The organism is Pseudomonas sp. B35(2017) (genome assembly GCF_002113645.1).
Lineage (GTDB): Bacteria > Pseudomonadota > Gammaproteobacteria > Pseudomonadales > Pseudomonadaceae > Aquipseudomonas > Aquipseudomonas ekonensis.
Window position 1 is genome coordinate 76,004 of record NZ_NEIZ01000014.1, and the last position, 26,664, is coordinate 102,667.

At 67.0% G+C, this 26,664-nt stretch carries 21 protein-coding genes; 8 read left to right on the plus strand and 13 right to left on the minus strand.

Translation table 11 applies throughout. The features are described 5' to 3' along the window. The first annotated feature begins 263 nt into the window (after window positions 1-263). The 3 genes from CAG41_RS20845 to CAG41_RS20855 all read left to right on the plus strand — a co-directional run bounded on the left by CAG41_RS20845 (window position 264) and on the right by CAG41_RS20855 (window position 3,531). Window positions 264-1,937, plus strand: coding sequence for a nitrite/sulfite reductase (locus CAG41_RS20845; RefSeq protein WP_085632771.1), 1,674 nt, complete (start codon window positions 264-266; stop codon window positions 1,935-1,937). Continuing rightward, window positions 1,934-2,413 carry a DUF934 domain-containing protein gene (locus CAG41_RS20850; RefSeq protein WP_085582456.1) on the plus strand — a complete coding sequence of 160 codons (480 nt, stop codon included), beginning with the start codon at window positions 1,934-1,936 and terminating at the stop codon, window positions 2,411-2,413. The genes CAG41_RS20845 and CAG41_RS20850 overlap by 4 nt, the downstream gene beginning before the upstream one ends. 143 nt (window positions 2,414-2,556) lie before the next feature. After that, entirely contained in the window at window positions 2,557-3,531 is a 975-nt protein-coding gene (locus CAG41_RS20855) for a hypothetical protein (RefSeq protein WP_085582458.1), read from the plus strand. A 130-nt stretch (window positions 3,532-3,661) separates the two neighbouring features. Here CAG41_RS20855 and CAG41_RS20860 read toward each other — a convergent pair whose 3' ends face one another. Next, complete coding sequence (locus CAG41_RS20860; RefSeq protein WP_085707422.1) at window positions 3,662-5,998, minus strand: tetratricopeptide repeat protein; 2,337 nt, start codon at window positions 5,996-5,998, stop codon at window positions 3,662-3,664. Between the two features lie 202 nt (window positions 5,999-6,200). On the opposite strand from CAG41_RS20860, the gene CAG41_RS20865 reads away from it, so the two are divergent. Continuing rightward, window positions 6,201-6,872 carry a DUF3313 domain-containing protein gene (locus tag CAG41_RS20865; RefSeq protein WP_085632765.1) on the plus strand — a complete coding sequence of 224 codons (672 nt, stop codon included), beginning with the start codon at window positions 6,201-6,203 and terminating at the stop codon, window positions 6,870-6,872. A 110-nt stretch (window positions 6,873-6,982) separates the two neighbouring features. On the opposite strand, the gene CAG41_RS20870 is transcribed toward CAG41_RS20865, so the two are convergent. From CAG41_RS20870 to CAG41_RS20925, 12 genes are all read right to left on the minus strand, one after another. Next, entirely contained in the window at window positions 6,983-9,484 is a 2,502-nt protein-coding gene (locus CAG41_RS20870; protein ID WP_085707423.1) for a fused MFS/spermidine synthase, read from the minus strand. Window positions 9,485-9,691: 207 nt separating this feature from the next. Next, complete coding sequence (locus CAG41_RS20875) at window positions 9,692-11,266, minus strand: arylsulfatase (RefSeq protein WP_085632761.1); 1,575 nt, start codon at window positions 11,264-11,266, stop codon at window positions 9,692-9,694. A gap of 64 nt (window positions 11,267-11,330) precedes the next feature. After that, window positions 11,331-12,353 (minus strand): HAD family phosphatase, encoded by a 1,023-nt coding sequence (locus CAG41_RS20880; RefSeq protein ID WP_085640053.1) that lies wholly within the window; start codon window positions 12,351-12,353, stop codon window positions 11,331-11,333. Next, on the minus strand, window positions 12,350-13,774 hold the full coding sequence (locus CAG41_RS20885) for a BatD family protein (RefSeq protein WP_085707424.1): 1,425 nt from the start codon (window positions 13,772-13,774) through the stop codon (window positions 12,350-12,352). Before CAG41_RS20885 ends, CAG41_RS20880 begins: the two co-directional genes overlap by 4 nt. An 8-nt stretch (window positions 13,775-13,782) precedes the next feature. Continuing rightward, window positions 13,783-15,363, minus strand: coding sequence for a VWA domain-containing protein (locus CAG41_RS20890; protein ID WP_085707425.1), 1,581 nt, complete (start codon window positions 15,361-15,363; stop codon window positions 13,783-13,785). A gap of 1 nt (window position 15,364) precedes the next feature. Further along, complete coding sequence (locus tag CAG41_RS20895) at window positions 15,365-16,357, minus strand: VWA domain-containing protein (RefSeq protein WP_085707426.1); 993 nt, start codon at window positions 16,355-16,357, stop codon at window positions 15,365-15,367. Next, on the minus strand, window positions 16,344-16,937 hold the full coding sequence (locus CAG41_RS20900; RefSeq protein WP_085707427.1) for a DUF4381 domain-containing protein: 594 nt from the start codon (window positions 16,935-16,937) through the stop codon (window positions 16,344-16,346). Before CAG41_RS20900 ends, CAG41_RS20895 begins: the two co-directional genes overlap by 14 nt. Then, a complete protein-coding gene (locus CAG41_RS20905; protein WP_085707428.1) occupies window positions 16,934-17,872 on the minus strand; it encodes a DUF58 domain-containing protein in 939 nt (312 codons plus the stop codon). The genes CAG41_RS20900 and CAG41_RS20905 overlap by 4 nt, the downstream gene beginning before the upstream one ends. Before the next feature lie 8 nt (window positions 17,873-17,880). Continuing rightward, a complete protein-coding gene (locus CAG41_RS20910) occupies window positions 17,881-18,861 on the minus strand; it encodes a MoxR family ATPase (RefSeq protein WP_085632749.1) in 981 nt (326 codons plus the stop codon). Window positions 18,862-18,915: 54 nt separating this feature from the next. Next, entirely contained in the window at window positions 18,916-19,866 is a 951-nt protein-coding gene (locus tag CAG41_RS20915) for a transporter (protein ID WP_085707429.1), read from the minus strand. Window positions 19,867-19,878: 12 nt separating this feature from the next. Continuing rightward, complete coding sequence (locus tag CAG41_RS20920) at window positions 19,879-20,103, minus strand: hypothetical protein (RefSeq protein WP_085707430.1); 225 nt, start codon at window positions 20,101-20,103, stop codon at window positions 19,879-19,881. Between the two features lie 197 nt (window positions 20,104-20,300). After that, entirely contained in the window at window positions 20,301-20,726 is a 426-nt protein-coding gene (locus CAG41_RS20925) for a YciI family protein (protein WP_085707431.1), read from the minus strand. 134 nt (window positions 20,727-20,860) lie between these two features. Here CAG41_RS20925 and CAG41_RS20930 point away from each other — a divergent pair, with 134 nt between their 5' ends. The 4 genes from CAG41_RS20930 (at window position 20,861) to CAG41_RS20945 (ending at window position 26,634) form a co-directional block, all read left to right on the plus strand. Then, on the plus strand, window positions 20,861-21,304 hold the full coding sequence (locus CAG41_RS20930; protein WP_085656497.1) for a polyketide cyclase: 444 nt from the start codon (window positions 20,861-20,863) through the stop codon (window positions 21,302-21,304). Between the two features lie 236 nt (window positions 21,305-21,540). Then, entirely contained in the window at window positions 21,541-22,041 is a 501-nt protein-coding gene (tpx, locus tag CAG41_RS20935; RefSeq protein WP_085707432.1) for a thiol peroxidase, read from the plus strand. A 190-nt stretch (window positions 22,042-22,231) separates the two neighbouring features. Next, complete coding sequence (locus CAG41_RS20940; protein WP_085694129.1) at window positions 22,232-23,539, plus strand: MdtA/MuxA family multidrug efflux RND transporter periplasmic adaptor subunit; 1,308 nt, start codon at window positions 22,232-22,234, stop codon at window positions 23,537-23,539. Then, window positions 23,536-26,634, plus strand: a complete 3,099-nt coding sequence (locus CAG41_RS20945) for an MdtB/MuxB family multidrug efflux RND transporter permease subunit (protein ID WP_085582494.1) — start codon at window positions 23,536-23,538, stop codon at window positions 26,632-26,634. Before CAG41_RS20940 ends, CAG41_RS20945 begins: the two co-directional genes overlap by 4 nt. Window positions 26,635-26,664 lie beyond the last annotated feature (30 nt).

The following is a 26,664-nucleotide window of genomic DNA, read 5'->3' on the forward strand; positions in this document are numbered from 1 at the left end:
GTAGGAACCCTGCCGAAAACAAAACAGGCTCAGGAATCTTTCATTTGTGCGGATCAGATTTAATGGCTGCCTGCGGCCATCTGCCGCGCTCTGATACGGTTTTTATGGTTTCAGGTGAATCTGTAACGGCCTGCGCCGCATCGGCATAGTTCAGCAAAAGCAATAACTGTGGGAGCGGGTTGGGTCGCGAATGCGGTGTGTTAACTGACACACCGCATTCGCGACCCAACCCGCTCCCACAGAAAACCCTGATGAGGTAGCCGATGTATCAGTACGACGATTACGACCGGGCGCTGGTGTTCGAGCGCGTGGCGCAGTTCCGTGACCAGGTCGCCCGGTTCCTGGCCGGCGAGTTGAGCGAAGAGGAGTTCCTGCCGCTGCGCCTGCAGAACGGCCTGTATATGCAAAAGCACGCGTACATGCTGCGGGTGGCGATCCCCTACGGCACCCTGAGCGCCGGGCAGATGCGCACCCTGGCCGGCATCGCCAGCGACTACGACCGGGGCTACGGCCACTTCACCACCCGGCAGAACATGCAGTTCAACTGGATCAGGCTGGAGGAGGTGCCGGACATCCTCGAACGCCTGGCGCAGGTGAACATGCATGCGATCCAGACCTCCGGCAACTGCGTGCGCAACATCACCACCGAAGCCTTCGCCGGGGTGGCAGCGGACGAACTGATCGACCCGCGTCCGCTGGCCGAGATCCTGCGGCAGTGGTCGACGATCAACCCGGAGTTCCTGTTCCTGCCGCGCAAGTTCAAGATCGCCATCTGCTCGGCCAGGCAGGACCGCGCGGCGATCATGATGCACGACATCGGCCTGTACCTTTACCCCGGCCGGGACGGCCAGATGCTGCTGCGGGTGATCGTCGGCGGCGGGTTGGGGCGCACGCCGATCCTGGGCCTGCAGATCCGCGACGGCTTGCCGTGGCAGCACCTGCTGTCCTACGTCGAGGCGGTGCTGCGGGTCTACAACCGCCACGGCCGGCGCGACAACAAGTACAAGGCGCGGATCAAGATCCTGGTCAAGGCGCTGGGCATCGAGGCATTCGCCAAAGAGGTTGAAGCCGAATGGCAGCACCTCAAGGACGGCCCGGCGCAACTGACCGACGCCGAGTACCAGAGGGTCGCCAGTGCCTTCGTGCCGCCGGCCTACCGGTCGCTTGCCGGCACCGACCTGGACTTCGGCACGCACCTGGCCGAGAGCCCTGCGTTCGCCCGTTGGGTCGCGCGCAACGTGCAGCCGCACAAGGTGCCGGGCTACGTCAGCGTGGTGCTGTCGACCAAACCGGGCGCGGCTGCCGCGCCGGGTGACGTCACCGGCCAGCAGATGCTCGCGGTGGCCGACTGGTCCGAGCGCTTCGGCTTCGGCGAGATCCGCATCGCCCACGAGCAGAACGTCGTCTTGCCGGACGTGCCCAAATCCGAGCTTCACGCCCTGTGGCTCGAAGCGCAGGAGCGAGGGCTGGGCAGCGCCAACGTCGGCTTGCTCACCGACATCATCGCCTGCCCCGGCGGCGACTTCTGCGCGCTGGCCAACGCCAAGTCGATCCCGGTGGCCCAGGCGATCCAGGCGCGCTTCGAGGACCTCGACTACCTGCACGACCTGGGCGACATCAGCCTGAACATCTCCGGCTGCATGAACGCCTGCGGCCACCACCACATCGGCAACATCGGGATCCTGGGCGTCGACAAGAACGGCAGCGAGTGGTACCAGATCACCCTCGGCGGCGCCCAGGGCAAGCACAGCACGTTGGGCAAGGTCATTGGGCCTGCGTTCAGCGCCGCCGAAGTGCCGCAGGTGATCGAGCGGATCATCGCCACCTTCGTGCGCTACCGCGAAAGCGAGGAACTGTTCATCGATACGCTGGCGAGGATCGGCCTGGAGCCGTTCAAGGAACGGGTCTACCCCAAGGCGCTGGAGGCGACGGCATGAACAATCTGCTGCGGCTGGAAGAGGGCGGGGCGCGGATCGTGGCGGACGACCCGTGGACGCTCGTGCGTGAGCCGGCAGGCACGCGGCCGGCGGGGCTGCTGATTCTGCCGCTGGCCCACTGGCTGGAGTCGCCTTCCACCCACGCGGTGTGGCTGGGCCCGGACGACGAGGTCGAAAGCCTCGTCCCGTGGCTGGCCTCGCTGCCGCTGATCGCCCTCGACTTCCCGAGCTTTCGCGACGGCCGCGCCTACAGCCAGGCCTACCTGCTGCGCAGCCGCTTCGGCTGGGCCGGTGAACTGCGGGCCATCGGCGACGTGCTGCGCGACCAGCTCAGCCACATGCGCCAGTGCGGCTTCGACAGCTTCGCCGTGCGCGAGGACAAGTGCGCCGAAGACGCGCTCAAGGGCCTGGCCGGGATGAGCGTGCAGTACGGCCGCTCGGTGATCGAACCGCGGCCGCTGTTCCGCCGGCGGTAGCCACAGCAACCCCTGCACAGGGGAAACCCCTAGAACCGCCTTCAATCGGGGATTTTTCCTTGGGTCGGTGATGGCCTTTTGGTAGAGTCCTTGGCGCCAGCGGGTTTTCGGCTGGACGACGGAACGAAGAAGGGAGTCTGTTTGTGGCTGCGGGCAAAAAAATCCTCGGCCTCACTGCGTTGCTTTTGATGCTGACGCTGTGGGCCAGTTACTTTTATGTGTTCAACGAAAACCGCGACGGCCAACTGGGCGGCGCCGGCGACAGCCGGGCCTGGTGCGGCACGCCGCCGTCCGGCGAAGCGGCGTTGCTGGGCAAGGACCAGTTGACCCTGCGCATCACCAACAACCTGCGCGGCGAGTTCATGCTCAGCGGTTCGGTGGTGGTGTCCGAACGCACCTTCAACCGCTACGACCTGGGCCGCAACGAACTGCGCCTGCGTCTGGAGCCGCTGCAGTGGTCCTACGGCGTGACGCCGATCTTCCTCGAACAGGTGAAGGTGCAGCCCCTGAGCCGCAACCTGTCGGCGACCGACAAGAGCGCCTTCGCCGAGCTTGAGCCGCGCCCCATCGGGGTTCAGGGCCAGGTCGCCGCGTTTCCCTTCGACACTTACCGCTACGGCTACAAGCCGGTGCTGTATTACCTCAAGGGCAACGAGCGCATCGACCTGCGCTTCAAGAACATCACCACGCAGATGGAGATGTCCAACACCTTCACGCCGATCCAGAAGTACAACCGCGTCGAGTACATCAACGAGAAGAACTCGATGATCCGCGACGAAGACTACAAGGCCTACGGCCCCCACGAATGCGCCTTCAGCGTCGAGCGCAAGGGTGCGTTCAAGGTGGTGGTGCTGTTGCTCCTGCTGATCCTGTGCCTGCCGCTGATGCACGTGTTCTACCGCGACGAGCCGGGGATCGACTTCCTCGCCACGCTGGTGGGCATCGCCGTGGTGCGCACGGTGCTGGTGGGGCCGGTGAAAGATTTCGAGCTGTACAACATCGACTTCCTGTTCGGCGCGGCGATCCTGCTGGTGGGGTCGGTGTCGCTGATCAAGGCGATGAAGGCCCACAGCCGGCGGGAGATGGCGTTGCGGAGCGGGGCGACGTCGTCCTGGTGATCGGGGCCGGGGCCTGCCGTGGTTGTGCAGGCCTTGGTTCTGCCCCGCAGCGTCCTCACCGGCGCCATCGCCAGCAGGCTGGCTCCCACAGGTTCAGGGAGCCAGCGGCTAATGCAGGGCTTGCCCGCAATCATTTCAGGGCCGGGTCACCGGGGTTCAGCTGCTTCCAGCCCTGCATGACGGCCTGGGCCTTGGGCTCCTGTCCGCTGTCGAGGTAATACTGGATCAGCGACAGCCGCGCATTGCGGTTCGCCGGCTGCGCCTTGAGCACCTGTTCCAGCTGTGCGCACGCCTCGTCCACCTTGCCGCTCTCATGCAGCGCCACGCCCAGCACATAACCGTACTGGGCGTTCTGCGGCTCCAGCCTGGCGGCTTCGCGCAGCGCCGGCATCGCCTCGCCGGGCTTGCCGGCGCGGATCAGCGCCAGCCCTTGGGCGTGCTGCAGCAAGGCGCTGTCGGGATGCGCCTTGAGGCTGGCGGCGAGCTGCGTTTGTGCCTCCTGCCGTCGGCCGTTGGCCTCCAGCCACTGCACCAGCGTCACTTGCGCCGGATGGAAGTCCGGATCGCGCTTGAGCGCCGCGCGCAGCAATCCTTCGACCTCCGCGCTGCGGCCGCTGGCCTGGTACAGCAGGGCCAGGTTGAGATTGGCTTCGGCCCGTTCGGCGAGGTGCTTCTGTACGTCTTCGTATTCGCCGATCGCCGCGTCCCACCGGGCCTGCGCGGTGCCCAGGCCGCCGCGCGCGCTGCCGAGCAGTTCCCTGGCGGTGGCGATGCGCACGGCCTTCACCGGGTCGGCCAAAAGCGCTGTCAGCAGCGGTGCGCGCTCCGCCGGCGGCACGAATGCGCTGACCGCCCGCACGGCGCTTTCGCGCACTTGAGGGGCGGGGTGCTTGAGGTCCTGCGTCGCCAGTTTCAAAGCCTGTTCGCTCGGGTACAGCGGCAGTTCCGCCAGGAGGGTCGCGCGTTGGATCGCCGGCAGGTTGCTGCGCTGCAACTGTGCCTGCAACGCCTGGGCGGCGCCCGGCAAGCCGTTGCGGACCTGGTGCAGGCTCTCGTCGTAGCGCGGCGCCTGCGGGCCGTTTGAGGCGTTCCACTGCCTGAACTGTGCCGTGACCTTGTCGCCGTCCTTGCCCTGGTGACAGTTCAGGCAGGCATCCGGTGTGCCGAGGCGGGCGGCCCGCTCGGGGTTCGGCAGGCTGAAGCTGTGGTCATGGCGAAAGTCGTTGCCCATGTAGAACTTGCCCGGCATGTGGCAATCCACGCATTGCGAACCGGGCTGGCCCATGGCGTGGCGGGTGTGTTCGACGGCGTCGTAGCGCTTGGCCTGCAGCCCCTTGCCGTCCACGCCTTGAACCGGCGTCGTGCCCGCCGGGTTGTGGCATTGCAGGCACACGCCGTTGCCGGGGGCCTTGAGTGCGCCGCTGTGAGGGTTGTGGCAGTCGCTGCAGCGCACGCCCTTGTCGAACATTTTGCTCTGGGCGAACGAGCCGTGCTCGAACACCTCGTCCTTGATCTTGCCGTCCAGGGCATAGAGCTCGCGGGTGAGCACGCTGGGCAGATAATCGTCCATCAACCGTTTGCCCACGGTGTAGCCGTCGCCCAGCGGTGCGCGGCGGGCGTGGCAACGGGCGCAGGTCTCGATCTCGACGGTGGCGTCGCGGTTCTTCAGGTCCACGGCGAAGCCGGCGTGGATCAGGTCGCCTTTCTGCGCCGTCCATTGCAGGTGGTTCGACGCCGGGCCGTGGCAGGCCTGGCAACCGACGCCCAGGCTGTTCCATTGGCTGGCGAAGGTGTCGGACGCGGCATCGAAGTTGCGCCTGTAGCCGGTGGTGTGGCATTCGACGCACATGAAGTTGGCGTTCTGCGCTGGTTTGCTCCAGTGCAGCGGGTTCTTGAAGTCCACGCCCTGGCCCGGATAGAGGTGGAACCAGCGCCGCTGCTCGGTATCCCAGGCCACGCCGAGGGCCTGCAGGCGGCCGTCGCCGACGTCGATCAGGTACTGCTGCAGCGGCGCGATGCCGAAGGTGTAGGCGACCTTGAAATCGGCGTTCTTGCCGTCGGCCCCCGGCGTATTGACCCAGAAGGCATCGCCCTTGCGCAGGAAGCGGGTGGTCTCGTGCTCGCCCCGGAAACCGGCGTCGTTGAAGTCGCCCAGCACCGTCTCGGCGGTCGCCGACTGCATTGCCAATTGATGGTGGGAGCCTTGCCAGTCCTTGGCCTCGGCGCTGTGGCAACCCTGGCACTGGCGCTCGTCCACGAACGTGGCCGGTCCGGCGGGTGCCGGTTTGACGGTCGAGGCGACGGGCACAGGCCGACCCGGCGACGGGGCGGGGGTGAACAGATACCAACCGATGGCCGCCACGGTCATCAGCAGCAGGCCGATGGCGGCAGGAAACAGACGATATGAAATCAGGTTCGGTGAGGCATCAGGCTGCTGCGGCGCGGCTTTGTCTTTGGGCTTGGGCATTGCGGCTTCCGTGATCCGTGTGCAGGGGCCGTCTGGCGCGCGTTCAAGCTTGATGGAGCTTTGTCGCAGGCCGGGCTTCTGTCAAATGCCGGAGCCGAACCCGAGCGAATGTTGCCGCATGCAAGAGCAAACCGTGCGGTTTTAGCTATACCTGTAACTCCCCTCAAGCAATATTTCCGGCCTTCTGACAGGAGTTACAGACATGAAGCTTGCATTGATGATGAGCACCGTGTGCGTCGCTGCGCTTGCCGTGACGGGGTGTTCCAGCAAAGTCGTCGAGCCGGATCAGTACTCCGGCTTCCTCAAGGACTACAGCCAGCTGAAGGAGGCCAAGTCGCCTTCCGGCGCCACGGTGATGCGCTGGGTCGATCCGAAGCTGGACATCAACAAGTTCAGCAGCGTCTACGTCGAACCGACCCAGCTGTACCCCAAGCCGCAGCCGACGGCGAAGATTCCGCAGCAGACCCTCAACGGCATCACCGGCTATTACGATCAGGCGCTCAAGCGTGAGATCGGCAAGTCGTTGCCGCTGGCCAACGGCCCGGGCCCTGGCGTGATCGTGGTGCGGGCGGCGATCACCGCCGTGAGCAGCAAGACCGAAGGCCTCAAGCCCTATGAAGTGATCCCGATCGCCCTGGTGGCCGCTGCGGTCAGCACCGCCAGCGGCATCCGCGACCAGGAAACCACCCTGGCCACCGAGGCGGTGTTCCTCGACGGCGGCAACAACAAGGTGGTCGCCCAGGTGGTGCGCAAAGGCACCGGCAAGCCGCTGGAGAACGACGCCCAGGTGATGAAGGCCGACGACGTGAAAGCCGTGATCGACGGCTGGGCGGCGGACATGCACCAGTCCTACCTCAAGCTCAAGGCCAAATGACGGAACGGGCCTTCATGCGCGGCGGCTCGTTGCGCCGCGCTGTGGCCTGACGCTCGGTCTGGCTCCCGGAAGATCGCAGGAGCCAGCCTGCCGACGCCGCACGCGCGGCCTCACTGCCCGGTGAACCAGCGGAAGTAAGGGTTCCCGCCATCGCCCTGCATGACCTCTCGGATATCCCGGCCCCACGCCTCGCGGTCGCCGTCGTAGGCGTGCAGGCTCGCCCGGTAGAACTGCATCAGGCGCTGGCGGTGCGCTTGCAGGCGGGTGTCGAATCCGGCGTCGGCGTTCACCAGCGGCGGCTCGACGTGCAGATCCAGCAGCGCCGGCAGCACCCGGCTGATCTCCTTGGCGCGCACCCAGGGTGCGTATTCGATCCGGGGGCGGTCATCGGTCACCGCCGGCGCGTCGGCGGCAAAGCGTTCGAGCCCGGCGCGGTCGGTGACCCAGGTCGCCAGCAACGCCGGCGCCGAGCCGATGCCCACCTCCTGCAACGCGCTGCGCACGCTGTCCTGTTCGAGGCGCCGGGTGATGGTCGCCGCGTCCAGGGCGATCGGTTCGAGGGAACCCACCAAGAGCATTTCATGGAACTCGCTGGTCCATAGCGTGGCGTGGGGAAACACGTCGAGGAAGCTGCGCACCAGGGAACGGGTGTCGTCGATGTTCTGGGTCGGCAACGGCAGCCATTGGGCGACCAGGCCTTTGCGTTCGAGGCGACTGGCGGCCAGTCGGTAGAAGTCCCGGGAATACAGGTTCACCACTCCGGCGGCGGAGGGCGGCGGCGGTTCGAGGGTGACCAGGTCATAGGTCTGCGGGCTGCGCAGCAGTTCCTGGCGGCCGTCGCGCAGGCGCACTTCGACGCCGGGATCGGCGGCGGCATTGAAGTTGCCCTTGAACAACGGCGCCGCCTTGAGCACCGACGGCAGCAGTTCCGCGACGACCCGGTGCTCAAGCCCCGGATAGCGCAGCAGCGCGCCGGCGGTGATGCCCGTGCCGAAGCCGATCACCAGCGCCGAGCGCGGTTCGCCGTTGTGGATCAGCAACGGCAGCAACGCCTGGATCCGCATATAGCGCAGCGACGGCATGGCATCGCCGGTGTTGGACACGCCTTGAATGTACAGGCGCCGGAACGCGTTCTGGCCTTGGCCCTGGGTGACCACGGCCACCGTGCCGCCCCGGCCTTCCTCATAGAACGCCAGCGTGCCGTTGCGCGCACCGGGCAGCAGCGCCGCGAGCCTGTCGGCGGGGATCAGCAGGGCCAGCGCGACGGACACCAGCCCCAGTGCGGCCACGGCCTGGCGCCGGCCTTTCTTGACGTGGTGCCCCTTGCGCACCGCCAGCCAGCCCACAGCGGCCGCCACCACGGCCAGCAGCCCCAGCGTGCGGATCAGCCCCAGCCACGGGATCAGCGCAAAACCGCAGAGCATCGCCCCGACGATCCCGCCCAGTGTGTTGAACGCCACCACCGCGCCGACGTCCCGGCCGACGTGGCCGGGGCCGACGCTCAGGCGCAGCGCCAATGGAAACGCCGCCCCCAGCAACAGGGTCGGCACGAGCACGATGCTCACCGCGGCCACCGCAAAGCGTGCGCTCATGCCGGCCAGTTCGCTGGCGCCCAGGGTCAGCAGCCAGACTTCGGCCTGGCCTTGCGCGATCACCAGCCAGCGGCCCAGCACGGCGAACTCCAGTAGCGCCAGCAGCCCGGCGCCGGTGATTAGCAGACCGAATGCGCCCCACGGATCGCGGATGCGCTCCACCCGGCGGGCGAGCAGAGCGCTGCCCAGGAACAGGCCGCTCAGGTAGGTGGCCAGGACCACGGCGAAGGCATAGGTGCGGGTGCTCATGAACGGCACGATCGACTGCGACCAGACCACCTCATACCCCAGCGCCACGCCGCCGGCGACGCCATACAGCCACAGGGCGGTGCGATCCGGGACGACCTTGCTTGCATGGGATTTGGCCGGCGCTTCGTCCGGCACCGGGCAGCGGCGTTGCCATCCGAGTGCGCCGGCGGCGGCCAGCAGGTTGAGCATCGCCGCCGCCCACGCGCTGCCGCGCACACCGAGGGCGGCGATCAGCACGAACGCGGCGAGCAGGGTGCCGACAATCGCGCCCAGGGTGTTGGCCGCATACAACTGGCCACCGGCCTTGCCCGGATCCGCCGCCAGCGCCCGCACCAGCACCGGCAGGGTGCCGCCCATCAGCACCGCCGGCAGGCCGACCAGGGCGAACGGCAACAGCCAGGCCGCCAGGCCAATGTGCTGCTGCAGCCAGGCGAAGGCCGGGGCGCTCAGGCTAAGCGCGAAGGTGGCGGCGACGCCGGTCACGGCCACCAGCACTTCGAGCCCGGCGTACAGCGGCACGGGGGCGGGCAGGCGGTCCGCCCAGCGTCCGAAGGCCCATCCGCCCAGCGCCAGGCCGGCGAAGAAGGCGCTGATGCCGAGGGTGATGGCGAAGACCTCGATGCCGACCACCAGGGACAGCTGCTTGATCCACAGCACCTGGTACACCAGGGCGGCGGCGCCGGAGAGGCACAGCAGCAAGGCCGGGATCGACAGCGCGGGGGCGCGGGCGACGGCGAGGGTCGGGGTCTTGCTGGCGGTGCGTGTGGGCATGCGCGGGCCTTGATCGGGTTTGGAAGTCTCGGTGACTGCGCGGGCCTCATCGCGGGCAAGCCCGCTCCCACAGGGTTCTGCGGTGAACACAGAGGCTGCATTCACCCGAAACCTCTGTGGGAGCCAGCCTGCTGGCGAAGGGCGCCGACGCGGTCTCCCATGAATGGGGGCCGCCCGCCGCAACGGGCGGGCGGCAGTCCGGCGTTGTTACTTGGCGGCCTTCATTTTCTCGGCGATTTTCTTGTCCACCTCCTCACGAATCTGGTCGATGCTGAAGCTCGCCGGGCGTTGGCTCGGCGGGTACTCGACGAAGGTCTGCAGGAACGCGGCGGAACGGCGGATGGCGTCGAACAGCAGGTAGTCGTTCTTCGCCAGCCAGTCGTAGTACTGGTCCGACACGACGTCGGCGCGTTCGTACGGATCCATGCGCAGGTTGAAGATCTTCGGCACGCGCAGGCAGGTGAACGGTTCGCTCCAGACCTTGAACCCGCCGGGGGCGCGCTGTTCGCAGAACACGATCTTCCAGTTGTCGTAGCGCATGCTCACCAGTTCGCCGTCGTCGTTGAAGTAGTAGAACTCGGTGCGGGCGCTCTTGTCGGTCTTGCCGGTCAGGTAGTCGAGCTGGTTGAAACCGTCCAGGTGCACCTTGAAGTTCTTCCCGCCGACGTCGGCGCCTTTAAGCAAGCGTTCCTTGATGTCGGTGTCGCCGACGGCGGCCAGCAGGGTGGGGAACCAGTCCAGGCCGGAGACCATCTGCGTCGACACTTCGCCGGCCTTGACCTTGCCCGGCCAGCGGATCATCGCCGGCACCCGGTAGGCGCCTTCCCAGTTGGAGTTCTTCTCGTTGCGGAACGGGGTGGTCGCCGCGTCCGGCCACGACCATTGGTTGGGCCCGTTGTCGGTGGTGTAGACCACGATCGTGTTATCGGCGATCTTCAGGTCGTCCAGGGTCTTGAGCAGCTTGCCCACGTCGCCGTCATGTTCGAGCATGCCGTCGGCGTACTCGTTGCCGGGCATGCCGCTTTGCCCCTGCATGGACTCGCGCACATGGGTGAACGCGTGCATGCGGGTGGTGTTCATCCAGACGAAGAACGGCTTGTCCGCCTTGGCCTGCTTCTCGATGAACGCCTGGGCGGCGGCGGTGGTTTCGTCGTCGATGGTTTCCATGCGTTTCTTGTTCAGCGCGCCGGTGTCTTCGATCTTGCCGTCGGCGAAGCTGTGGATCACGCCACGGGGGGACGCGGCCTTGACGAAATCGGCGTCATCCTTCGGCCAGTAGGGGCGCTCAGGCTCCTCCTCGGCGTTGAGGTGATAGAGGTTGCCGAAGAACTCGTCGAAGCCGTGGTTGGTGGGCAGGTACTCGTCCTTGTCGCCCAGGTGGTTCTTGCCGAACTGGCCGGTGGCGTAGCCGTGGGCCTTGAGGGCCTGGGCGATGGTCACGTCCCTGGCCTGCAGGCCGACCGGCACGCCCGGCATGCCGACCTTGGACAGGCCGGTGCGCAGGGCCGACTGGCCGGTGATGAAGGTCGAGCGGCCGGCGGTGCAGCTGTTCTCCGCGTAGTAGTCGGTGAACAGCATGCCTTCCTTGGCGATGCGGTCGATGTTCGGCGTCTTGTAGCCGACCACGCCCATCGAGTAGGCACTGATGTTGGTCTGGCCGATGTCGTCGCCGAAGATCACCAGGATGTTGGGTTTGTCCGCCGCTGCGGCGGTTGCCGACAGCGCCATCACCGATGTCGCCACCAGGGCGAGCCTCGGTATCCACTTGCGTATGCGAGTCATGTGACTTGCTCCTTTTGCGCGGGGGTGGGTGGTGCGACAAGCGTTTGTTGCGGTCTTGCGTGGCTCACTGCGTTTGCTCGGGCACGGGCGGATCGAACGGGTAGATCCGGCGCCAGTCGGCGGCCATGTCCACCACGATCCAGCCACGGGAATTCGCTTCGTCGAGGGCCTTGTCCAGCCGGCCGATGTCGGACTTCCGGTCGTAGGCCCATTCGCGCTTGGCGTCGGTGTGGTGCACCAGGCCCATGAGGCGCTTGCCGGGGCTGGCGGCGGTCCACTGCAGCATCTGCAGGTCGCCGTCGGAGTTGCCGAACGCGAGGATGGGCCGGCGGCCGATGACGGCGTCGATGCTCACCGGCTTGCCCGGCCCGTCGTCGTTGTGCGCAAGCTTGGGCGTGCGCAGGATCGAGGCCCGGCCGTCCTTGTATTCGAACGCGGTCACGAACGTAGTGCCGATGACCTGCTCCGGCGGGACGCCGTACACCGTTTCGGCGAAGGCGCGCATGAAGGCGGTTTCGCCGCCGGACACGATGTAGGTCTTGAAGTCCTGGCTGCGCAGGTAGTCGAGCATCTCCAGCATCGGCTGGAAGATCATCTCGGTGTAGGGCTTGCCGGTCCTGGGGTGGCGGGCCTGGCTCAGCCAGGTTCTGGCGTTGTCGTCGAAGGCCTCGGCGGTCATGCCGGTGTGGGTGGCGGCGAAGATCTTCAGCAGGCCGTCCATGCCCGCTGCGGCCAGCGCCTGGTGGTCGTTCTCCAGCACGGCCTTGAACGGTTGGGTGGTCTTCCATTGCGGGTGCTGCGCGGCGGTGCGCTTGACCTCGTCGAAGGCGAACAGCAGCTCGAAATACGCCGGCTGCTCGCTCCACAGCGTGCCGTCGTTGTCGAACACGGCGATGCGTTCGGCGGGTTTGACGAAGTCCTTGCTGGACCGGTCCGTCACCGCTTGCACGAACTCGATGATGCTGCGCTTGGCCGGCCCTTCGTTCCACGAGGGCAAGGGTTCGCTGGCGGGTGCCGACAACGGGAGCAGCAGAGCGAAGATCAGGGCCAGGCCGAATCGCTGGCGGTGCAGCACCGGGGCATTCATGGGAAATCCTTCTCGTGAACGGGGTTGAGCGGGCGCAGGGCCGGCGCCGATCCGGCCCCCTGTCGGTCAGCCTGACTATGCAGGGTAGCCAAGGATCGGCGCAGTCGGTCCAGCGCCGGATCTACGGCAGGTTCGCGGCCGTAGCAGCCGCGCAGCACCGCTTGCAGGCCGGGGCTGGCGCTGGCCAGTTTCAGTCCGCCACGGCAGCGGCGCAGCCACAGGTACAGCGCGCTCAACTGCGCCGGCCGGTGTTCGAGCTGCGGTCTGATCTGTTGCCAGGCGCAGTCGGCCGATTGCCGCCAGGCGAGTTGCCGTGCCTGCCGGCGAGCCTGCCAGCCACGGTAAGCGCGCAGCAGCGCAGGGCGGGCGAGCGCGCCCAGGCCGATCAACGCACCGAGCGCCGCCAGCCAGCCGAGCCAGCGTGTGGAGACAGACAAACGACCTTCGCCCAGCCGCCGCAGATCCTCGGCGATGGAGAACACGGGTCGATAGGCGCTGTTGGCGCCGGCCTCGAAAGTCACCGCCGGAACCTGCGCCGTGCGCATCTGCCGGGTGCCGCTGTCCCACCACTTCACCACTACGGCGGGCAGGGTGTGCGTGCCGGCCGTGTCGATGCGGTAGCTGACGGCATCGATCCGTTGCCCGCCCAGCCGATGGCCGCGGCCGTCGTCGAGGTCGCTGACCTGTGGGGGCTGCGGGTACCGGCTCAGCCCGGCGACTTCGCCCAGTTCAGGCGGCGGCAGGGTCATGGCCAGGGTGTCGTCGGCCTGCAGGGTCAACCGCCGGGTGAGGCTGTCGCCGATCTTGAGCGGGGTGTCTGGTTTGTCGACGGATTGGCTCAGGCGCAGGGCCGAGGCCACCAGCGGCGTTTCCCCCGGAAGGAAGCCCGGCGGGGTTGCCGCTTCGAAATGCAGCGGCTGGCTTTGGCCGCTCAGTTCGGCCGTGGCCTGGCCGGGTGTGGCGCGCACGGTCAAGGCCGGGATGTCGAAGCCGCCTGCGGCGGTCGGGGTGATCAGGTAGGTGAACCGCATGCCGGTGAACGCCTGGCCGTCGAGGGTCTGGTTCAGGTGGTCGGCCTGGCCGTCCGGCGGCAGCACCCGGGCGCCGTCGAGCTTGAGCTCGGGCAGGGTCGGGGCGCCGGTGAACCAGGTGTCGGTGAGCACGTCCAGTTGCAGCGCCACCTGCCCGCCGACCAAGGCACCGTCGGCGGGCAGGAGGCGGGCCCGGATTTTGAGTTGCGGGTCGGCGAGGGCATTGAGGCAGAACAGCGCGAGCGCGAGCAGGGTGCAGAACCTGGCGGTGGATGGGTGGGCCTCATCGCGGGCCAGCCCGCTCCCACAGGTGGGCGCATTGCGAAGGTCGGACGCCGGTGGTGTCTTCACGGGCGCCATCGCCAGCAGGCTGGCTCCCACAGGGTTCATGGCAAGGTTCATGGCCGGGCCTGCGCTTGATCCTGCAGGCTGAACTTCTGCCTGAGGAACTTTGCCGGGGAGGTGGTGAGGTTCTGCAGCCACAGCGCATCGGACGTCGCCTGTTGCGTGGCGAACGGTTTGCTCTGGCCCTTGCCCGGGGTCTTGTCGAACTTCACCTCGTCGGGTGGAGTCTGCGGCGTGTTCTGGTCGGCGCTTTCTGTGTCCTTCTGCAAGGCGATGGCCAGGGCCAGGTTGGCGCTGGCTTCGGGGAACTGGGGTTGCCGTCTCAGGGCCTGGGTGTAGGCGGCGATCGCCTGGTCGAACTTGAAGCGGTGTACATGGATGTTGCCCAGGTAGAAATACGCTTCAGGCGTGTCCAGCCGCGCGAAGGTCGCCAGGGCCAGATCGTAGTCGGCTGCGTGGTAGGCGGCGATGCCTTTCCAGTACGGATCGGTGAACAGCGCGGCGGCCTGCGGATAGTGCTGGTGCTCGAAGGCCCAGCGTCCCTGCTGGTCGCGGGTGAAGAAGGCATCGGTCAAGCCGTTGGCCTGCGCCGGAGCCGAGGGCCAGCCGACCGCGGCCGTCAGCAGCACGGCGGGCATCCAGTTCACGCTCCAGCCCTTGCGCACATTGACCAGCGCAAGCAGCAGCAACGGCCAGCACAGCCAGTAGCCGGCGTCCTTCCAGCGTAGGTCGCGCTGTTCGGCGCTGGCGCTGCGAAAATGCTGGCGGGCGTGCAGTTCGATCCAGTCCAGGTCGTCATCGTCCGGCCTCAGGCTGCCCAGCGGCCCGTCGACCGCCGAGGCCAACTGTTCGAGCGCCGCCTGCTCGAACCGGCCCAGCGCCGGGCGCCCGGCGGCATCGGCACGGGGCTGGCCGTCGGTGTTGCGGATGATTCCGCCGTCCTCGTTGCCGACCGCCAGCACCAGCACTTGCAGGTCGCTGCCCTGCAGCGCTTTGCCGAGGCTGTCGAACTGCGCGCGGTCGGCGCCGTCGGTGATGAGCAAGAGGCTGCCGGGAGATTTCTCGGCGTCGAGCAGGCGTTTGGCCTGGCCGATCACCGCGAGGACGTCTTTGCCCGGTTTGTCGATCAGGCCGGTGCCCAGGGCCTGGATAAACGTGTCGAGCAAGGCCGGATCGTCCGTGGGCGGCAACACCAGATGGGCGCTGCCGGCATAGGCGATCAGGGCGGTACGGGCCCCGGTGCGGCGCTGGATCAGGTCGTGCAGCTTGTGCTTGGTCGCCTCCAGGCGGGTGGGCGGTACGTCGCTGGCGTCCATCGACGGGGACAGGTCCACCGCCACGATCAGCGGCGCGCGGTTCTCCAGAAAGTCGGGCCGGTCCTGTTCCCACGTCGGGCCGGCCGCCGCCACACCGCCGAGCACCGACAGGGCGCACAGCAGGTGCACCGGCCGCCAGCGTTGGCGGTCGCTCGGGGTCACCAGCAGATGCGTCAGCAGGTGTTCGGCGATGTCGCCGCGCAGGCGCCGCTGCAGATCCCGGCCGCGTCGCCAGAGCCACGGCGACAGCGCCCCGGCCGCCGCCAGCGCCAGCCACCAGGGCCGCAGGAAATGGAAGTCGCCCAGGCTCAATTCCATCTCAAGCCTCCTGCCGCTGGTGCAGCAGCGCCAACCGTGGCCGCAGCGCCGCACCGAGGTGATACACCGCCAGCAGCGCGAGCGCCGCACCCAGCGGCCACTGGAACAGCGCCCGTTTCGGCCGGTGGCTGAGGGTCTTCACCTGATGCGGGGTGAGGCGGTCCAGGGTGTCGTAGACCTCATCCAGGGCTGCGCGGTCCTCGGCGCGGAAGAACCGGCCGCCGGTGGTCTTGGCGATCTGTTCCAGGCTGCGCAGATTGACCTTGGCTTCCCCGGACGCGTCCGGATCGCCGATGCCGATGGTATGGATCACTACACCTTTGTCCGCCGCCATCTCGGCGGCATGGTCCGGGGTGATGGCGCTGCTGGTGTCGTTGCCGTCGGTGAGCAGGATCAGCACTTTCTCCTGTTCGTGGGCCTGCTCCAGCAGTTTCAGGCTCAGGCCGATGGCGTCGCCGATGGCGGTGTTGGGGCCGGCCATGCCGATGCCGGTGTCGTCCAGCAGCAGCGACAGGCTGCCGTGGTCGAGGGTCAGCGGGGCCTGGGGGTAGGCGCCGCTGCCGAACACGATCAGGCCCAGGCGATCGTCCTTGCGCTTGTCGATGAAGCCGCGCACCACGTCTTTGACCGCCGCCAGGCGATTGGTCTTGCGGTCTTCGGGATCGGTGAAGTCTTCGGTTTCCATCGACTGCGAGAGGTCGATGGCCAGCATCAGGTCGCGCACCGGCTGACGGCGTTCGAGGGGGTTTTCCACGTAGACCGGGCGGGCGGCGGCGAGCAGGAGCAACCCCCACACCACGACATTGAGGGCCAGTTGTGCGCGGTTGCGGCGGCTGCCGGCGGTGTCGGGCCTCTGGCCCACGGCGCGGCTCAGGGCGCCGAAGAAGGGCACGCGCACCGCGCTGCGGGCTTCGCGGTAGGGCGGCAGCCAGCGGTAGGCCAGCCACGGCAGCGGCAGCGCCAGCAATAGCCAAGGGTAGTCAAGCTGCCACATGATGACGCTCCACCCAGGTCTGGCAGAGGTCGAACAGCGTTTGCCGCTGCGCCTCGGGGAGGGCTTGCAGCACCGTGTCCGGGGCGTAGGCGAGCTGGCCGAGGCGGTGGCTGAAGTCCGGGGGGAGCGGACTGGCGCAATGCTGCTCCAGAAAACGCTGCCATTCACGGTCGCCCAGCGCCGCAGGCCCCTGTGGGAGCGGGCTTGCCCGCGAAGGCGTCCGCTCAGACAACACCGATGCCGAATGTACCGTCCTCTTCCCGGGCAAGCCCGCTCCCGCAAGGTGGGTTTTGCGGGCGGGAACGGGCATGGAGAGGGCGACGCGCTTGAGCAGCTCCGGCAGTTCGCGCAAGGCGCGCAGGTCGTCGCTGCGGCTGCGCAGTTGCGCCAGGCGCAGCAGCGCTTCGCGACGGTAGCGGTTGCGCTGCCACTGCCGGTAACGGCGAAAGCCGATCAGGGCCGTAGCCGCCAGCAGCAGCGCCAACAACGTCCACCAGCCCCAGGTCTGCGGCGCATAGCTGACCGGCGCGGGCAGGCCCAGCTCCTTGAGCTGGGCGATGTCCGGCACGTTCGGATTCATGGCCGCGGGCCGGCGGATTTGCCGAGTTCGCTGCGCAACTGCACAGACGCCTCTTCGGCGGTGCTGAACATCATCAGCGGCACCTGGCTGCGCCGCAGCAGGTCGGCGACATCCTTGAGCCGGCCGCTGAAGAAATCCTCCAGCGGCTGGTGAACGTGGCGTTGCCCGACGGCCAGCTCCACCTGCAAGCGGCCTTGGGTCACCCGCAACCGGCCCCGATCCGGCAGCTTCAGGGCCATCGGGTCGTAGACCTGCAAGGCGATCACGTCGTTGTGCGTCGCCAATCTCCGCAGCTGTTGCAGGGTGCGGTCGCCGGCCCCGGCGAAGTCGCTGACGATGCAGATCAAATGGTCGTGGCCGGCCAGCGCCAGGCAGCGCAGCAAAGCCTTGTCCAACTGATCCTCGTCCTCGGCGTCCGGATTGCCGGCATTGAGGGCGTTGTTCTGCTCGACCATGCGGCTGCACAGCGCTTGCACCCGCTGGCGGCTGCGCAACGGTGCGACGGTTTCGATTGAGCGGTCGTTGAACACCAGCCCGCCGACCCGGTCGCCGGCGTGAAACACCATCCACGCCGCCAGCGCGCCGAGTTCGGCGGCGAGGGCGGACTTGAAGCTGCGGCGGGAGCCGAAGAACATCGACATGCGCTGATCGACCACGATCAGCGCCGGCCGGTCGCGCTCCTCGGTGAAGGTGCGCACCACCGGTCTGCCGGTGCGCAAGGAGGCGCGCCAGTCCAGGTGGCGCAGGTCGTCGCCGGGTTGGTAGCGGCGCAACTCGTCGAAGTTCAGGCCGCGCCCGCGCAGGCGCGAGGCATGGCTGCCGGACAGGATGCTGCTGCGCGGCTGGCGGGCCGGAAAGCTCAGGCCACGGGCCTGGAACTCCAGCGCCATCAGTTGCGCCAGCGACACGTAGACCCGTCCGTCGCTGCTGTCCATAGGTCACCTCAGGCGGGAATCGCCACGCGGTCGAGGATCCGGTCGAGCACCTGATCGGCGCTGACGCCGTCGGCCACCGCGTCGTAGCTCAACTGCAGACGGTGGCGCAGCACCGGGTGCAGCACGGCGCGCACATTGTCCGGCGACACGAAGTCCTGGCCCTGCAGCCAGGCGTCGGCCCGGGCGCAACGGTCCAGGCCGATGCCGCCCCGGGGGCTGGCGCCGATGGCGATCCAGCGGCCCAGGTCTTCGTCGTAGTCGGCGGGATGGCGGGTGGCGTTGATCAGGTCGATCAGGTAACGGTCGATCGCCGGGGAGACGTGCACCGCGCTGACTTCCCGGCGGGCGGCGAAGATCACCTCCTGGGCCAGGTTGAAACCGTTGGCCGGGGAGGCGTTCGCGACCTGGGCGGACTCCTCGGCGCGCAGCAGGCGCAGCACCTGGCTTTCGTCCTCGGCGCTGGGGTAGTCCAGCAGCACCTTCATCAGGAACCGGTCCATCTGCGCTTCCGGCAGCGGGTAGGTGCCTTCCTGTTCGATGGGGTTCTGGGTGGCCACCACGATGAACAGATCCGGCAGCGCATGGCTGTTGCCGGCCACGGTGATCTGCCGTTCCTCCATGGCTTCGAGCAGGGCGGCCTGCACCTTGGCCGGGGCGCGGTTGATCTCGTCGGCGAGGATCAGGTTGCCGAACAGCGGCCCCGGCTGGAAGCGGATCTCGTTACGGCCCTCGACCTGGTGCAGCACTTCGGCGCCGGTGATGTCCGAGGGCAACAGATCCGGGGTGAACTGAATGCGGCTCATCTTCGCGTCCAGGTGCCGGGACAGCGCCTTGACCGTGCGGGTCTTGGCCAGCCCCGGCAGGCTTTCCAGCAGCAGATGACCGTTGGCGAGCAGGCCGAGCAGGATCTGGCGGATCACCCGGTCCTGGCCGAGCACCGCTTCGGCCATATTCGCTTGCAGCGCGTTGAGGTCAGTCAGTGCAGTCATGAGGCGTTTCCTTAACTCAGGACATCGTACAAAAACCGGCACCGCCCGGCGGAACTAGAAAAACGCCAGCGTCAGGTTGACCGCGACGCCGTTGCCCTCCGGACGGTTCTTGGTGTCAAACTCCGGCACCCAGCGGGCGTTGACGCTGGCCTGGGCGTCGGCGAACTTGCCGCTCCAGCCGACCACGGGGCCGGCGCCCACGGAGCGCCCGCGAAAGCCGTTGAGCGTGTCGGCGGTGTCGCCCTTGTCGTCGCTGATCTGCTGCACGTAACCGGCTGCCAGCCCGGCGTTCCAGCCGTTGCCCAAGCCGCGTGTCCACATCGCATCGAGGGTGAAGAGGGTGCCGTTGCGGTAGTCGGTGGAGTCGTTGCGGGTGTAGAACTCCAGCCCGCTGGAGACGGTGAACTCGCCGCCCTTGCCGTCCAGGTGGGTGAAGGCCACGGTGGGCATGAAGGTGTAGGTGTTCTGCCCGGCGTTGGCGAGCCGGTCTTTGTCGTAGGCCCCGGTGGGCACGTAGACCGGCAGGGAAAAGGCGATGTGGTTGAGTTCGTCGAAGTGATAGCCGGCGGCGATCGGCGTCACCAGCGCATCGGCGAACTGGGTGGCGGCATCGCCCGTGCCGAGGGTGCGTCCGCGCGGGCCGGTGACGCTGGCGGTGACGTCGGTGTACTGCACCGGCACGCCGATGGCCGAGGCATAGTTCCAGCGGCCCTGGCCGGTGTCCCAGACGTGGGTGAGGTTGGCCAGGGTGTAGGAGACTTTCATGTCGATCCCGGCACTGACCGCGCCGGAGATCGGCGCGCCGCGGCTGCCCTTGATGTCGCCGTCGTACCAGATGCTGGTCAGCGACATGACCCAGCCGGGCGCGGGCGGCACCACCCCGGCGTTGGAGAACACCTGCTGGCCGGTGATGGGGCGGCCGACGCCGCCCTCGACCGACCAGGCCATCGCCGGGCAGAACATGCACAGCGCCAGCAGCGGGCGCACGACGCAGGGTTTGGCCATGGACGGCTCCGCTCAGGGGTGTGGAAGGGTCGTGGAGGGAGCGGTGCGTTCAGCGGTGGCGACGTGCGGAGCGGCCTGGGAACCGGCGGTGAAGTCACGGGCGCCGACGCCGCAACTGACGAACGTGAGCATCAGGCCGTAGCCGGCGAGCCTGAGGGCCAGCCCAGGCCGGCCGCACGCAGCGGCCGCTGGCGAAGGCGTCGACAGCAAGGCGAAGATTTCCAATGTCTTCGACATAGTTCCCGATTCCCTGGTGGCGTACTGGAAGGCACGGAATTCCTGGGTGCAGCGATGTGAACCTTTTCCATTCACGCCGGTGGATAGTGTCTGTTGACGCTAGCAGCAAATGAGGGGTTATCCAGTCGCAGGGATTAATTCTTTGGGAGGGGAGACGTCGGGCAAGGGCAGGGGACGGCGCCCCCGCCCTGAAGGGTTCAGTGCTTTTTCGCCTGTTCGCGGATGCGCTCTTCCTGCTCGCGCAGTTCGGGGGTGAACTCGGTGCCGAAGTCCTCGGCGCTGAACACCTGGCGGATCTCGATTTCGGCGTCGGTACCCGGCATCGGGTTGGGGCAGCGCTTGACCCATTCGATGGCTTCGTCCCGGGATTTCACCTCCCAGATCCAGTAGCCGGCGATCAGTTCCTTGGTTTCGGCGAAGGGGCCGTCGATCACCGTGCGCTTCTCGCCGGAGAAACGCACCCGAGCACCCTTGCTGCTGGGGTGCAGGCCGTCGGCCGAGACCAGGATCCCGGCCTTGGCCAACTCCTCGTTGTAGTTGCCCATGGCGGTGAGCAGCTCTTCGCTGGGCATGACGCCGGCTTCGGAGTCCTGGCTGGCTTTGACGATGATCATGAATCGCATGGTGTGAATCTCCGCTGGGGGTGGGATATTTGCCACTTAGTCGAACGCCGGGGGCCGGAATCGACAGCGTCGCTAAATAAAAGATGCCCGCCTGCGTTTTGACAAATGCCGGCCCACCCAAGGAACCCTCCGCCATGCCCGTTCTGGAACTCACCACCCTGATTCCCGGCCGTACGCCGTCGCAGGTGCTGGACTTCTGCCTGGAAGGCGTCAATTTCCCGAAGATCTTTTCCGAACGCATCGCGCCGTTGGGCGACATCGACCTGAACGACCTGCGGATCGAGGCCGGGCGGCAGTTTCGCTTTCGCCACTGGATGTTCAACCTCATCCCGTCGGACTGGACGGTGACCATCCGCGAGGCCGGGGACAGCCATTTCGTCGATGAAATGCTCAAGGGGCCGTTGCGCGCCTTCCGCCACGAACACCGGGTGGCGCCGGGCGAGGGCGGTACGCTGTACACCGACCGGGTGACCTACTCGGCCATCGGCGGCGCCTTCAGCGAACGCCTGCTGGTGAACGGCTACATGCGGCGGATCTTCGAGGCGCGGCACCGCAACATGCTGCGGTTGCTCGCATAGCCCTGTAGGCGCGAGCCTGCTCGCGATGGAGCCGGATCGGTCACTGCGACGGTGGCGGTCGGACATCGCGAGCAGGCTCGCTCCTACAGATGAATGGGGGCAGTTGTATCCAGTTTTGTGTGCCGAAACATGACAATTTCAGTCCGGGCATAGGTCGCCGGCGCATTTCGTGGTTAACTTCGGCCTCTTGCATGCTGTCCAACAAAACATTCAATACGTTCAGAAGGATTCCGTTCATGGCTCAAGTCACCCTCAAAGGCAACCCGGTTCAAGTCGACGGCCAGTTGCCGCAAGCCGGTTCCCAGGCGCCCGCCTTTTCTCTGGTAGGCGAAGGGCTGGCCGACGTTTCCCTGTCGAACTTCGCCGGCAAGCGCAAAGTGCTGAACATCTTCCCGAGCGTCGACACCCCGACCTGCGCCACCTCGGTACGCAAGTTCAACGCCCAGGCCAACGACATCGCCAACACCGTGGTGCTGTGCATCTCGGCTGACCTGCCATTTGCCCAGGCTCGCTTCTGCGGCGCTGAAGGTCTGACCAATGTGAAGAACCTGTCGACCCTGCGCGGTGCCGAGTTCATCCAGAACTACGGCGTTGCCATCGCTGACGGCCCGCTCAAAGGCCTGACCGCCCGCGCCGTCGTGGTGCTGGACGAGAACGACAAGGTGCTGCACAGTGAACTGGTCGGCGAAATCGCCGATGAGCCAAACTACGAAGCGGCCCTGGCTGTCCTGAAGTAACCCACGCTTCGAACACCGCTTTTACAATTGTTAACGGCCTGGCCCTGTCCAGGCCGTTTTCATTTGTGTATCAGTCTCTTGGCTCACACCTTGAAACGTAAGTTGAAGGTAAATTGCCGGTAAAGCCGCTTTGCTTAATCCCCACCAGTGCTTATCGTTCAGCCTCCCGTAACAGAAGCCCACGCGCCCTATGGTCAATCACTCCATGCAATCGTCCCCCCGTCATTCCCGTCGCTGGCTGCTCAGCCTGCTTGTGTTGGTGGCCGTCGCCGGCCTGTGCTGGAAATTCTGGCCCGCCGGCACCGCCCACAAGGAGGGCGGCGAGAAGGCCCAGGCCGGCCACACCGGCCGTTCGGGGATGATGCGTCCGGGGTTCGGCGGCGGCTCGGGGCCGGTGCCGGTGCGTGTCGCGCCGGTGGTCAAGGGGGATTTCCCGCTGTACTACAAGGCGCTCGGCACGGTGACCGCGCTCAACACCATCAACGTGCGCAGCCGGGTCGGCGGCGAGGTGGTGAAGATCTGGTTCGAAGAGGGGCAGATGGTCAAGGCCGGCGACTTGCTGGCTGAAATCGACCCGCGCCCGTACCAGAACGCCTTGCTCCAGGCCGAGGGCACCCTGCTGCAGAACCAGGCGCAGCTGAAGAACGCCCAGGTCGATGTCGAGCGCTACCGCGGCCTGTACAAGGAAGACAGCATCGCCAAGCAGACCCTGGACACCGCCGAGGCGCTGGTCGGCCAGTACCTGGGCACGGTCAAGACCAATCAGGCGGCGGTCAACGACGCCAAGCTCAATCTCGAATTCACCAAGATCCGCGCGCCGATCGCCGGTCGCGTCGGCCTGCGTCAGCTCGACGTCGGCAACCTGGTGGCGGCCAACGACACCACGGCCCTGGCGGTGATCACCCAGACCCAACCGATCAGCGTCGCCTTCACCTTGCCGGAAAACAGCCTCGACACCGTGCTCGCCCGCTACCGCAGCGGCGCCAAGCTGCCGGCCGAGGCCTGGGACCGCGGCGACACCCGCCTGCAGGCCACCGGCGTGCTGCAGAGCCTGGACAACCAGATCGACGTGGCCACCGGCACCCTCAAGTTCAAGGCGCGCTACGACAACCGTGACCAGTCGCTGTTCCCCAACCAGTTCGTCAACGTCCACCTGCTGGCCGACACCCTCAAGGGCGTGCTGCTGGCCCCGTCGGCGGCGATCCAGTTCGGCACCAACGGCACCTTCGTCTATGCCATGGACGGGGACAAGAAGGTCACTCTGCGTCAGTTGAAGATCGGCGCCAGCGACGGCGACAACACCGTGGTCACCGAAGGCCTGGCGCCCGGCGACCGCGTCGTGCTGGAAGGCACCGACCGCCTGAAGGAAGGCAGCGAGGTGGAAGTGGTCAACGAAAGCCAGGACGTGCCGGCCACCCCGACCGGGCACCTGCAGGGCAAGTCCGCGTCCGGCGCCCCTGAAGCGCCCGCCGGCGACAAGGCCAAGAAGGGCGCATGAACATCTCACGGCTGTTCATCCTTCGCCCGGTCGCCACCACCCTCAGCATGCTGGCCATCGTTCTGGCCGGCCTGATCGCTTACCGCTTGCTGCCGGTGTCGGCCCTGCCTCAGGTCGACTATCCGACCATCCGGGTCATGACCCTGTACCCCGGCGCCAGCCCCGACGTGATGACCAGCGCCGTGACCGCACCGCTGGAGCGCCAGTTCGGGCAGATGCCCGGCCTGACGCAGATGGCTTCCACCAGTTCCGGCGGCGCCTCGGTGCTGACCCTGCGCTTCAGCCTCGACATCAACATGGACGTCGCCGAACAGCAGGTGCAGGCCGCGATCAACGCCGCCACCAACCTGTTGCCGAGCGACCTGCCGGCGCCGCCGGTGTACAACAAGGTCAACCCGGCGGACACCCCGGTGCTGACCCTGGCCATCACCTCCAAGACCATGCTGCTGCCCAAGCTCAACGACCTGGTCGACACGCGCATGGCGCAGAAGATCGCCCAGATCAGCGGCGTCGGCATGGTCAGCATCGCCGGCGGCCAGCGCCAGGCGGTGCGGATCAAGGTCAACCCCGAGGCACTCGCGGCCAACAGCCTGAACCTGTCGGACGTGCGCACCCTGATCGGCGCGTCCAACGTCAACCAGCCCAAGGGCAACTTCGACGGCCCGACCCGGGTGTCGATGCTCGACGCCAACGACCAGCTCAAGTCCCCCGAGGACTACGCCAACCTGATCCTGGCCTACAAGAACGGCGCGCCGCTGCGGCTCAAGGACGTCGCGCAGATCGTCGACGGCGCCGAAAACGAACGGCTGGCCGCCTGGGCCAACCAGAACCAGGCTGTGCTGCTCAACATCCAGCGCCAGCCCGGCGCCAACGTGATCGAGGTGGTCGACCGGATCAAGGCGCTGCTGCCGAGCATCACCGACAACCTGCCGGCGGGCCTTGAGGTCACGGTGCTCACCGACCGCACCCAGACCATCCGCGCCTCGGTCACCGACGTGCAGCACGAACTGCTGATCGCCATCGCCCTGGTGGTGATGGTGACGTTCCTGTTCCTGCGCCGGGCCAGCGCCACGGTGATCCCGTCGGTGGCGGTGCCGCTGTCGCTGATCGGCACCTTCGGCGTGATGTACCTGGCCGGGTTCTCGGTGAACAACCTGACCCTGATGGCCCTGACCATCGCCACCGGTTTCGTGGTGGACGACGCGATCGTGATGCTGGAGAACATCGCCCGGTTCATCGAGGAAGGCGACAGCCCGATGCAGGCCGCGCTCAAGGGCGCCAAGCAGATCGGCTTCACCTTGATCTCCCTGACCCTGTCGCTGATCGCCGTGCTGATTCCGCTGCTGTTCATGGCCGATGTGGTCGGCCGGCTGTTCCGCGAGTTCGCCATCACCCTGGCCGTGGCCATCCTGATTTCCCTCGTGGTGTCGCTGACCCTGACGCCGATGATGTGCGCCCGCCTGCTCAAGCGCGAGCCGGAGGCCCACGAGCAGGGCCGCTTCTACCGGGCCAGCGGCGAATTCATCGACTGGATGATCGCCGTCTACGGCCGGATGCTGCAGTGGGTGCTCCGGCACCAGCCGTTGACGCTGCTGGTGGCTGTCGGCACCTTGGCGCTGACCGTGTTCCTGTACATGGCGGTGCCCAAGGGGTTCTTCCCGGTGCAGGACACCGGGGTGATCCAGGGCATTTCCGAGGCGCCGCAGTCGATTTCCTTCGCCGCCATGGGCGAGCGCCAGCAGGCGCTGGCCAAGGTGATCCTCGACGACCCGGCGGTGGAAAGCCTGTCGTCCTACATCGGCGTGGACGGCGACAACGCCACGCTCAACAGCGGCCGCCTGCTGATCAACCTCAAGCCGCACCGCGAACGTGACCTGAGCGCCGCCGACGTGATCGCCCGGCTGCAGCCCCAGGTGGACAAACTGGTGGGCATCCGCCTGTTCATGCAGCCGGTGCAGGACCTGACCATCGAAGACCGGGTCAGCCGCACGCAGTACCAGTTCAGCATGTCCTCGCCGGACGCCGACCTGCTGAGCCTGTGGAGCAAGCGCCTGGTCGATGCCCTGGCCCAGCGCCCGGAGCTGACCGACGTCGCCAGCGACCTGCAGGACAAGGGCCTGCAGGTGTACCTGGTGATCGACCGCGACGCGGCCTCGCGCCTGGGCGTGTCGGTGTCGAACATCACCGACGCGCTGTACGACGCCTTCGGCCAGCGGCAGATCTCCACCATCTACACCCAGGCCAGCCAGTACCGCGTGGTGCTCCAGGCCCAGGCCGGGGAGAAGATCGGCCCGCAGGCGCTGGACCAGATCCACGTCAAGACCACCGACGGGGCCCAGGTGCGCCTGTCGAGCCTGGCCCGTGTCGAGGAACGCCAGGCGCAACTGGCGATCACCCACATCGGCCAGTTCCCGGCGGTGATGATGTCGTTCAACCTGGCGCCGGGCGTGGCGCTGGGGCAGGCGGTCGACATCATCGAGCAGGTGCAGAAGGACATCGGCATGCCGCTGGGCGTGCAGACCCGCTTCCAGGGCGCGGCCGAGGCGTTCCAGGCCTCGTTGTCGAGCACCTTGCTGCTGATCCTGGCGGCCGTGGTGACCATGTACATCGTGCTGGGCGTGCTGTACGAGAGCTACATCCACCCGGTCACGATCCTCTCGACCCTGCCGTCGGCGGCGGTCGGCGCCTTGCTGGCGCTGCTGCTCAGCGGCAACGACCTGGGCATGATCGCGATCATCGGCATCATCCTCCTGATCGGCATCGTCAAGAAGAACGCGATCATGATGATCGACTTCGCCCTCGACGCCGAACGCCATCAGGGCATGGCGCCCGAGCAGGCGATCTACCAGGCGGCGCTGCTGCGCTTCCGGCCGATCCTGATGACCACCCTGGCCGCGCTGTTCGGTGCGGTGCCGCTGATGCTGGCCACCGGCTCCGGCGCCGAGCTGCGCCAACCGCTGGGCCTGGTGATGGTCGGCGGCCTGCTGGCCAGCCAAGTGCTGACGTTGTTCACCACACCGGTGATCTACCTGTACTTCGACCGGTTGGGGCGTCGCTTCGGCAAGTCCGCAACCGAAGAAGAGGTGGCGGTGTGAGCCTGTCCAACCGCAAACCCAGTGGGAGCG

What these genes read in the sequence shown, in the direction of transcription:
- CAG41_RS20845 (WP_085632771.1), top strand. Translation starts at nt 264, where the DNA reads ATGTATCAGTACGACGATTACGACCGGGCGCTGGTGTTCGAGCGCGTG.
- CAG41_RS20850 (WP_085582456.1), top strand. Translation starts at nt 1,934, where the DNA reads ATGAACAATCTGCTGCGGCTGGAAGAGGGCGGGGCGCGGATCGTGGCG.
- CAG41_RS20860 (WP_085707422.1), bottom strand. Translation starts at nt 5,998, where the DNA reads ATGCCCAAGCCCAAAGACAAAGCCGCGCCGCAGCAGCCTGATGCCTCA.
- CAG41_RS20865 (WP_085632765.1), top strand. Translation starts at nt 6,201, where the DNA reads ATGAAGCTTGCATTGATGATGAGCACCGTGTGCGTCGCTGCGCTTGCC.
- CAG41_RS20870 (WP_085707423.1), bottom strand. Translation starts at nt 9,484, where the DNA reads ATGCCCACACGCACCGCCAGCAAGACCCCGACCCTCGCCGTCGCCCGC.
- CAG41_RS20875 (WP_085632761.1), bottom strand. Translation starts at nt 11,266, where the DNA reads ATGACTCGCATACGCAAGTGGATACCGAGGCTCGCCCTGGTGGCGACA.
- CAG41_RS20880 (WP_085640053.1), bottom strand. Translation starts at nt 12,353, where the DNA reads ATGAATGCCCCGGTGCTGCACCGCCAGCGATTCGGCCTGGCCCTGATC.
- CAG41_RS20885 (WP_085707424.1), bottom strand. Translation starts at nt 13,774, where the DNA reads ATGAACCCTGTGGGAGCCAGCCTGCTGGCGATGGCGCCCGTGAAGACA.
- CAG41_RS20890 (WP_085707425.1), bottom strand. Translation starts at nt 15,363, where the DNA reads ATGGAATTGAGCCTGGGCGACTTCCATTTCCTGCGGCCCTGGTGGCTG.
- CAG41_RS20895 (WP_085707426.1), bottom strand. Translation starts at nt 16,357, where the DNA reads ATGTGGCAGCTTGACTACCCTTGGCTATTGCTGGCGCTGCCGCTGCCG.
- CAG41_RS20900 (WP_085707427.1), bottom strand. Translation starts at nt 16,937, where the DNA reads ATGAATCCGAACGTGCCGGACATCGCCCAGCTCAAGGAGCTGGGCCTG.
- CAG41_RS20905 (WP_085707428.1), bottom strand. Translation starts at nt 17,872, where the DNA reads ATGGACAGCAGCGACGGACGGGTCTACGTGTCGCTGGCGCAACTGATG.
- CAG41_RS20910 (WP_085632749.1), bottom strand. Translation starts at nt 18,861, where the DNA reads ATGACTGCACTGACTGACCTCAACGCGCTGCAAGCGAATATGGCCGAA.
- CAG41_RS20915 (WP_085707429.1), bottom strand. Translation starts at nt 19,866, where the DNA reads ATGGCCAAACCCTGCGTCGTGCGCCCGCTGCTGGCGCTGTGCATGTTC.
- CAG41_RS20920 (WP_085707430.1), bottom strand. Translation starts at nt 20,103, where the DNA reads ATGTCGAAGACATTGGAAATCTTCGCCTTGCTGTCGACGCCTTCGCCA.
- CAG41_RS20925 (WP_085707431.1), bottom strand. Translation starts at nt 20,726, where the DNA reads ATGCGATTCATGATCATCGTCAAAGCCAGCCAGGACTCCGAAGCCGGC.
- CAG41_RS20930 (WP_085656497.1), top strand. Translation starts at nt 20,861, where the DNA reads ATGCCCGTTCTGGAACTCACCACCCTGATTCCCGGCCGTACGCCGTCG.
- tpx (WP_085707432.1), top strand. Translation starts at nt 21,541, where the DNA reads ATGGCTCAAGTCACCCTCAAAGGCAACCCGGTTCAAGTCGACGGCCAG.
- CAG41_RS20940 (WP_085694129.1), top strand. Translation starts at nt 22,232, where the DNA reads ATGGTCAATCACTCCATGCAATCGTCCCCCCGTCATTCCCGTCGCTGG.
- CAG41_RS20945 (WP_085582494.1), top strand. Translation starts at nt 23,536, where the DNA reads ATGAACATCTCACGGCTGTTCATCCTTCGCCCGGTCGCCACCACCCTC.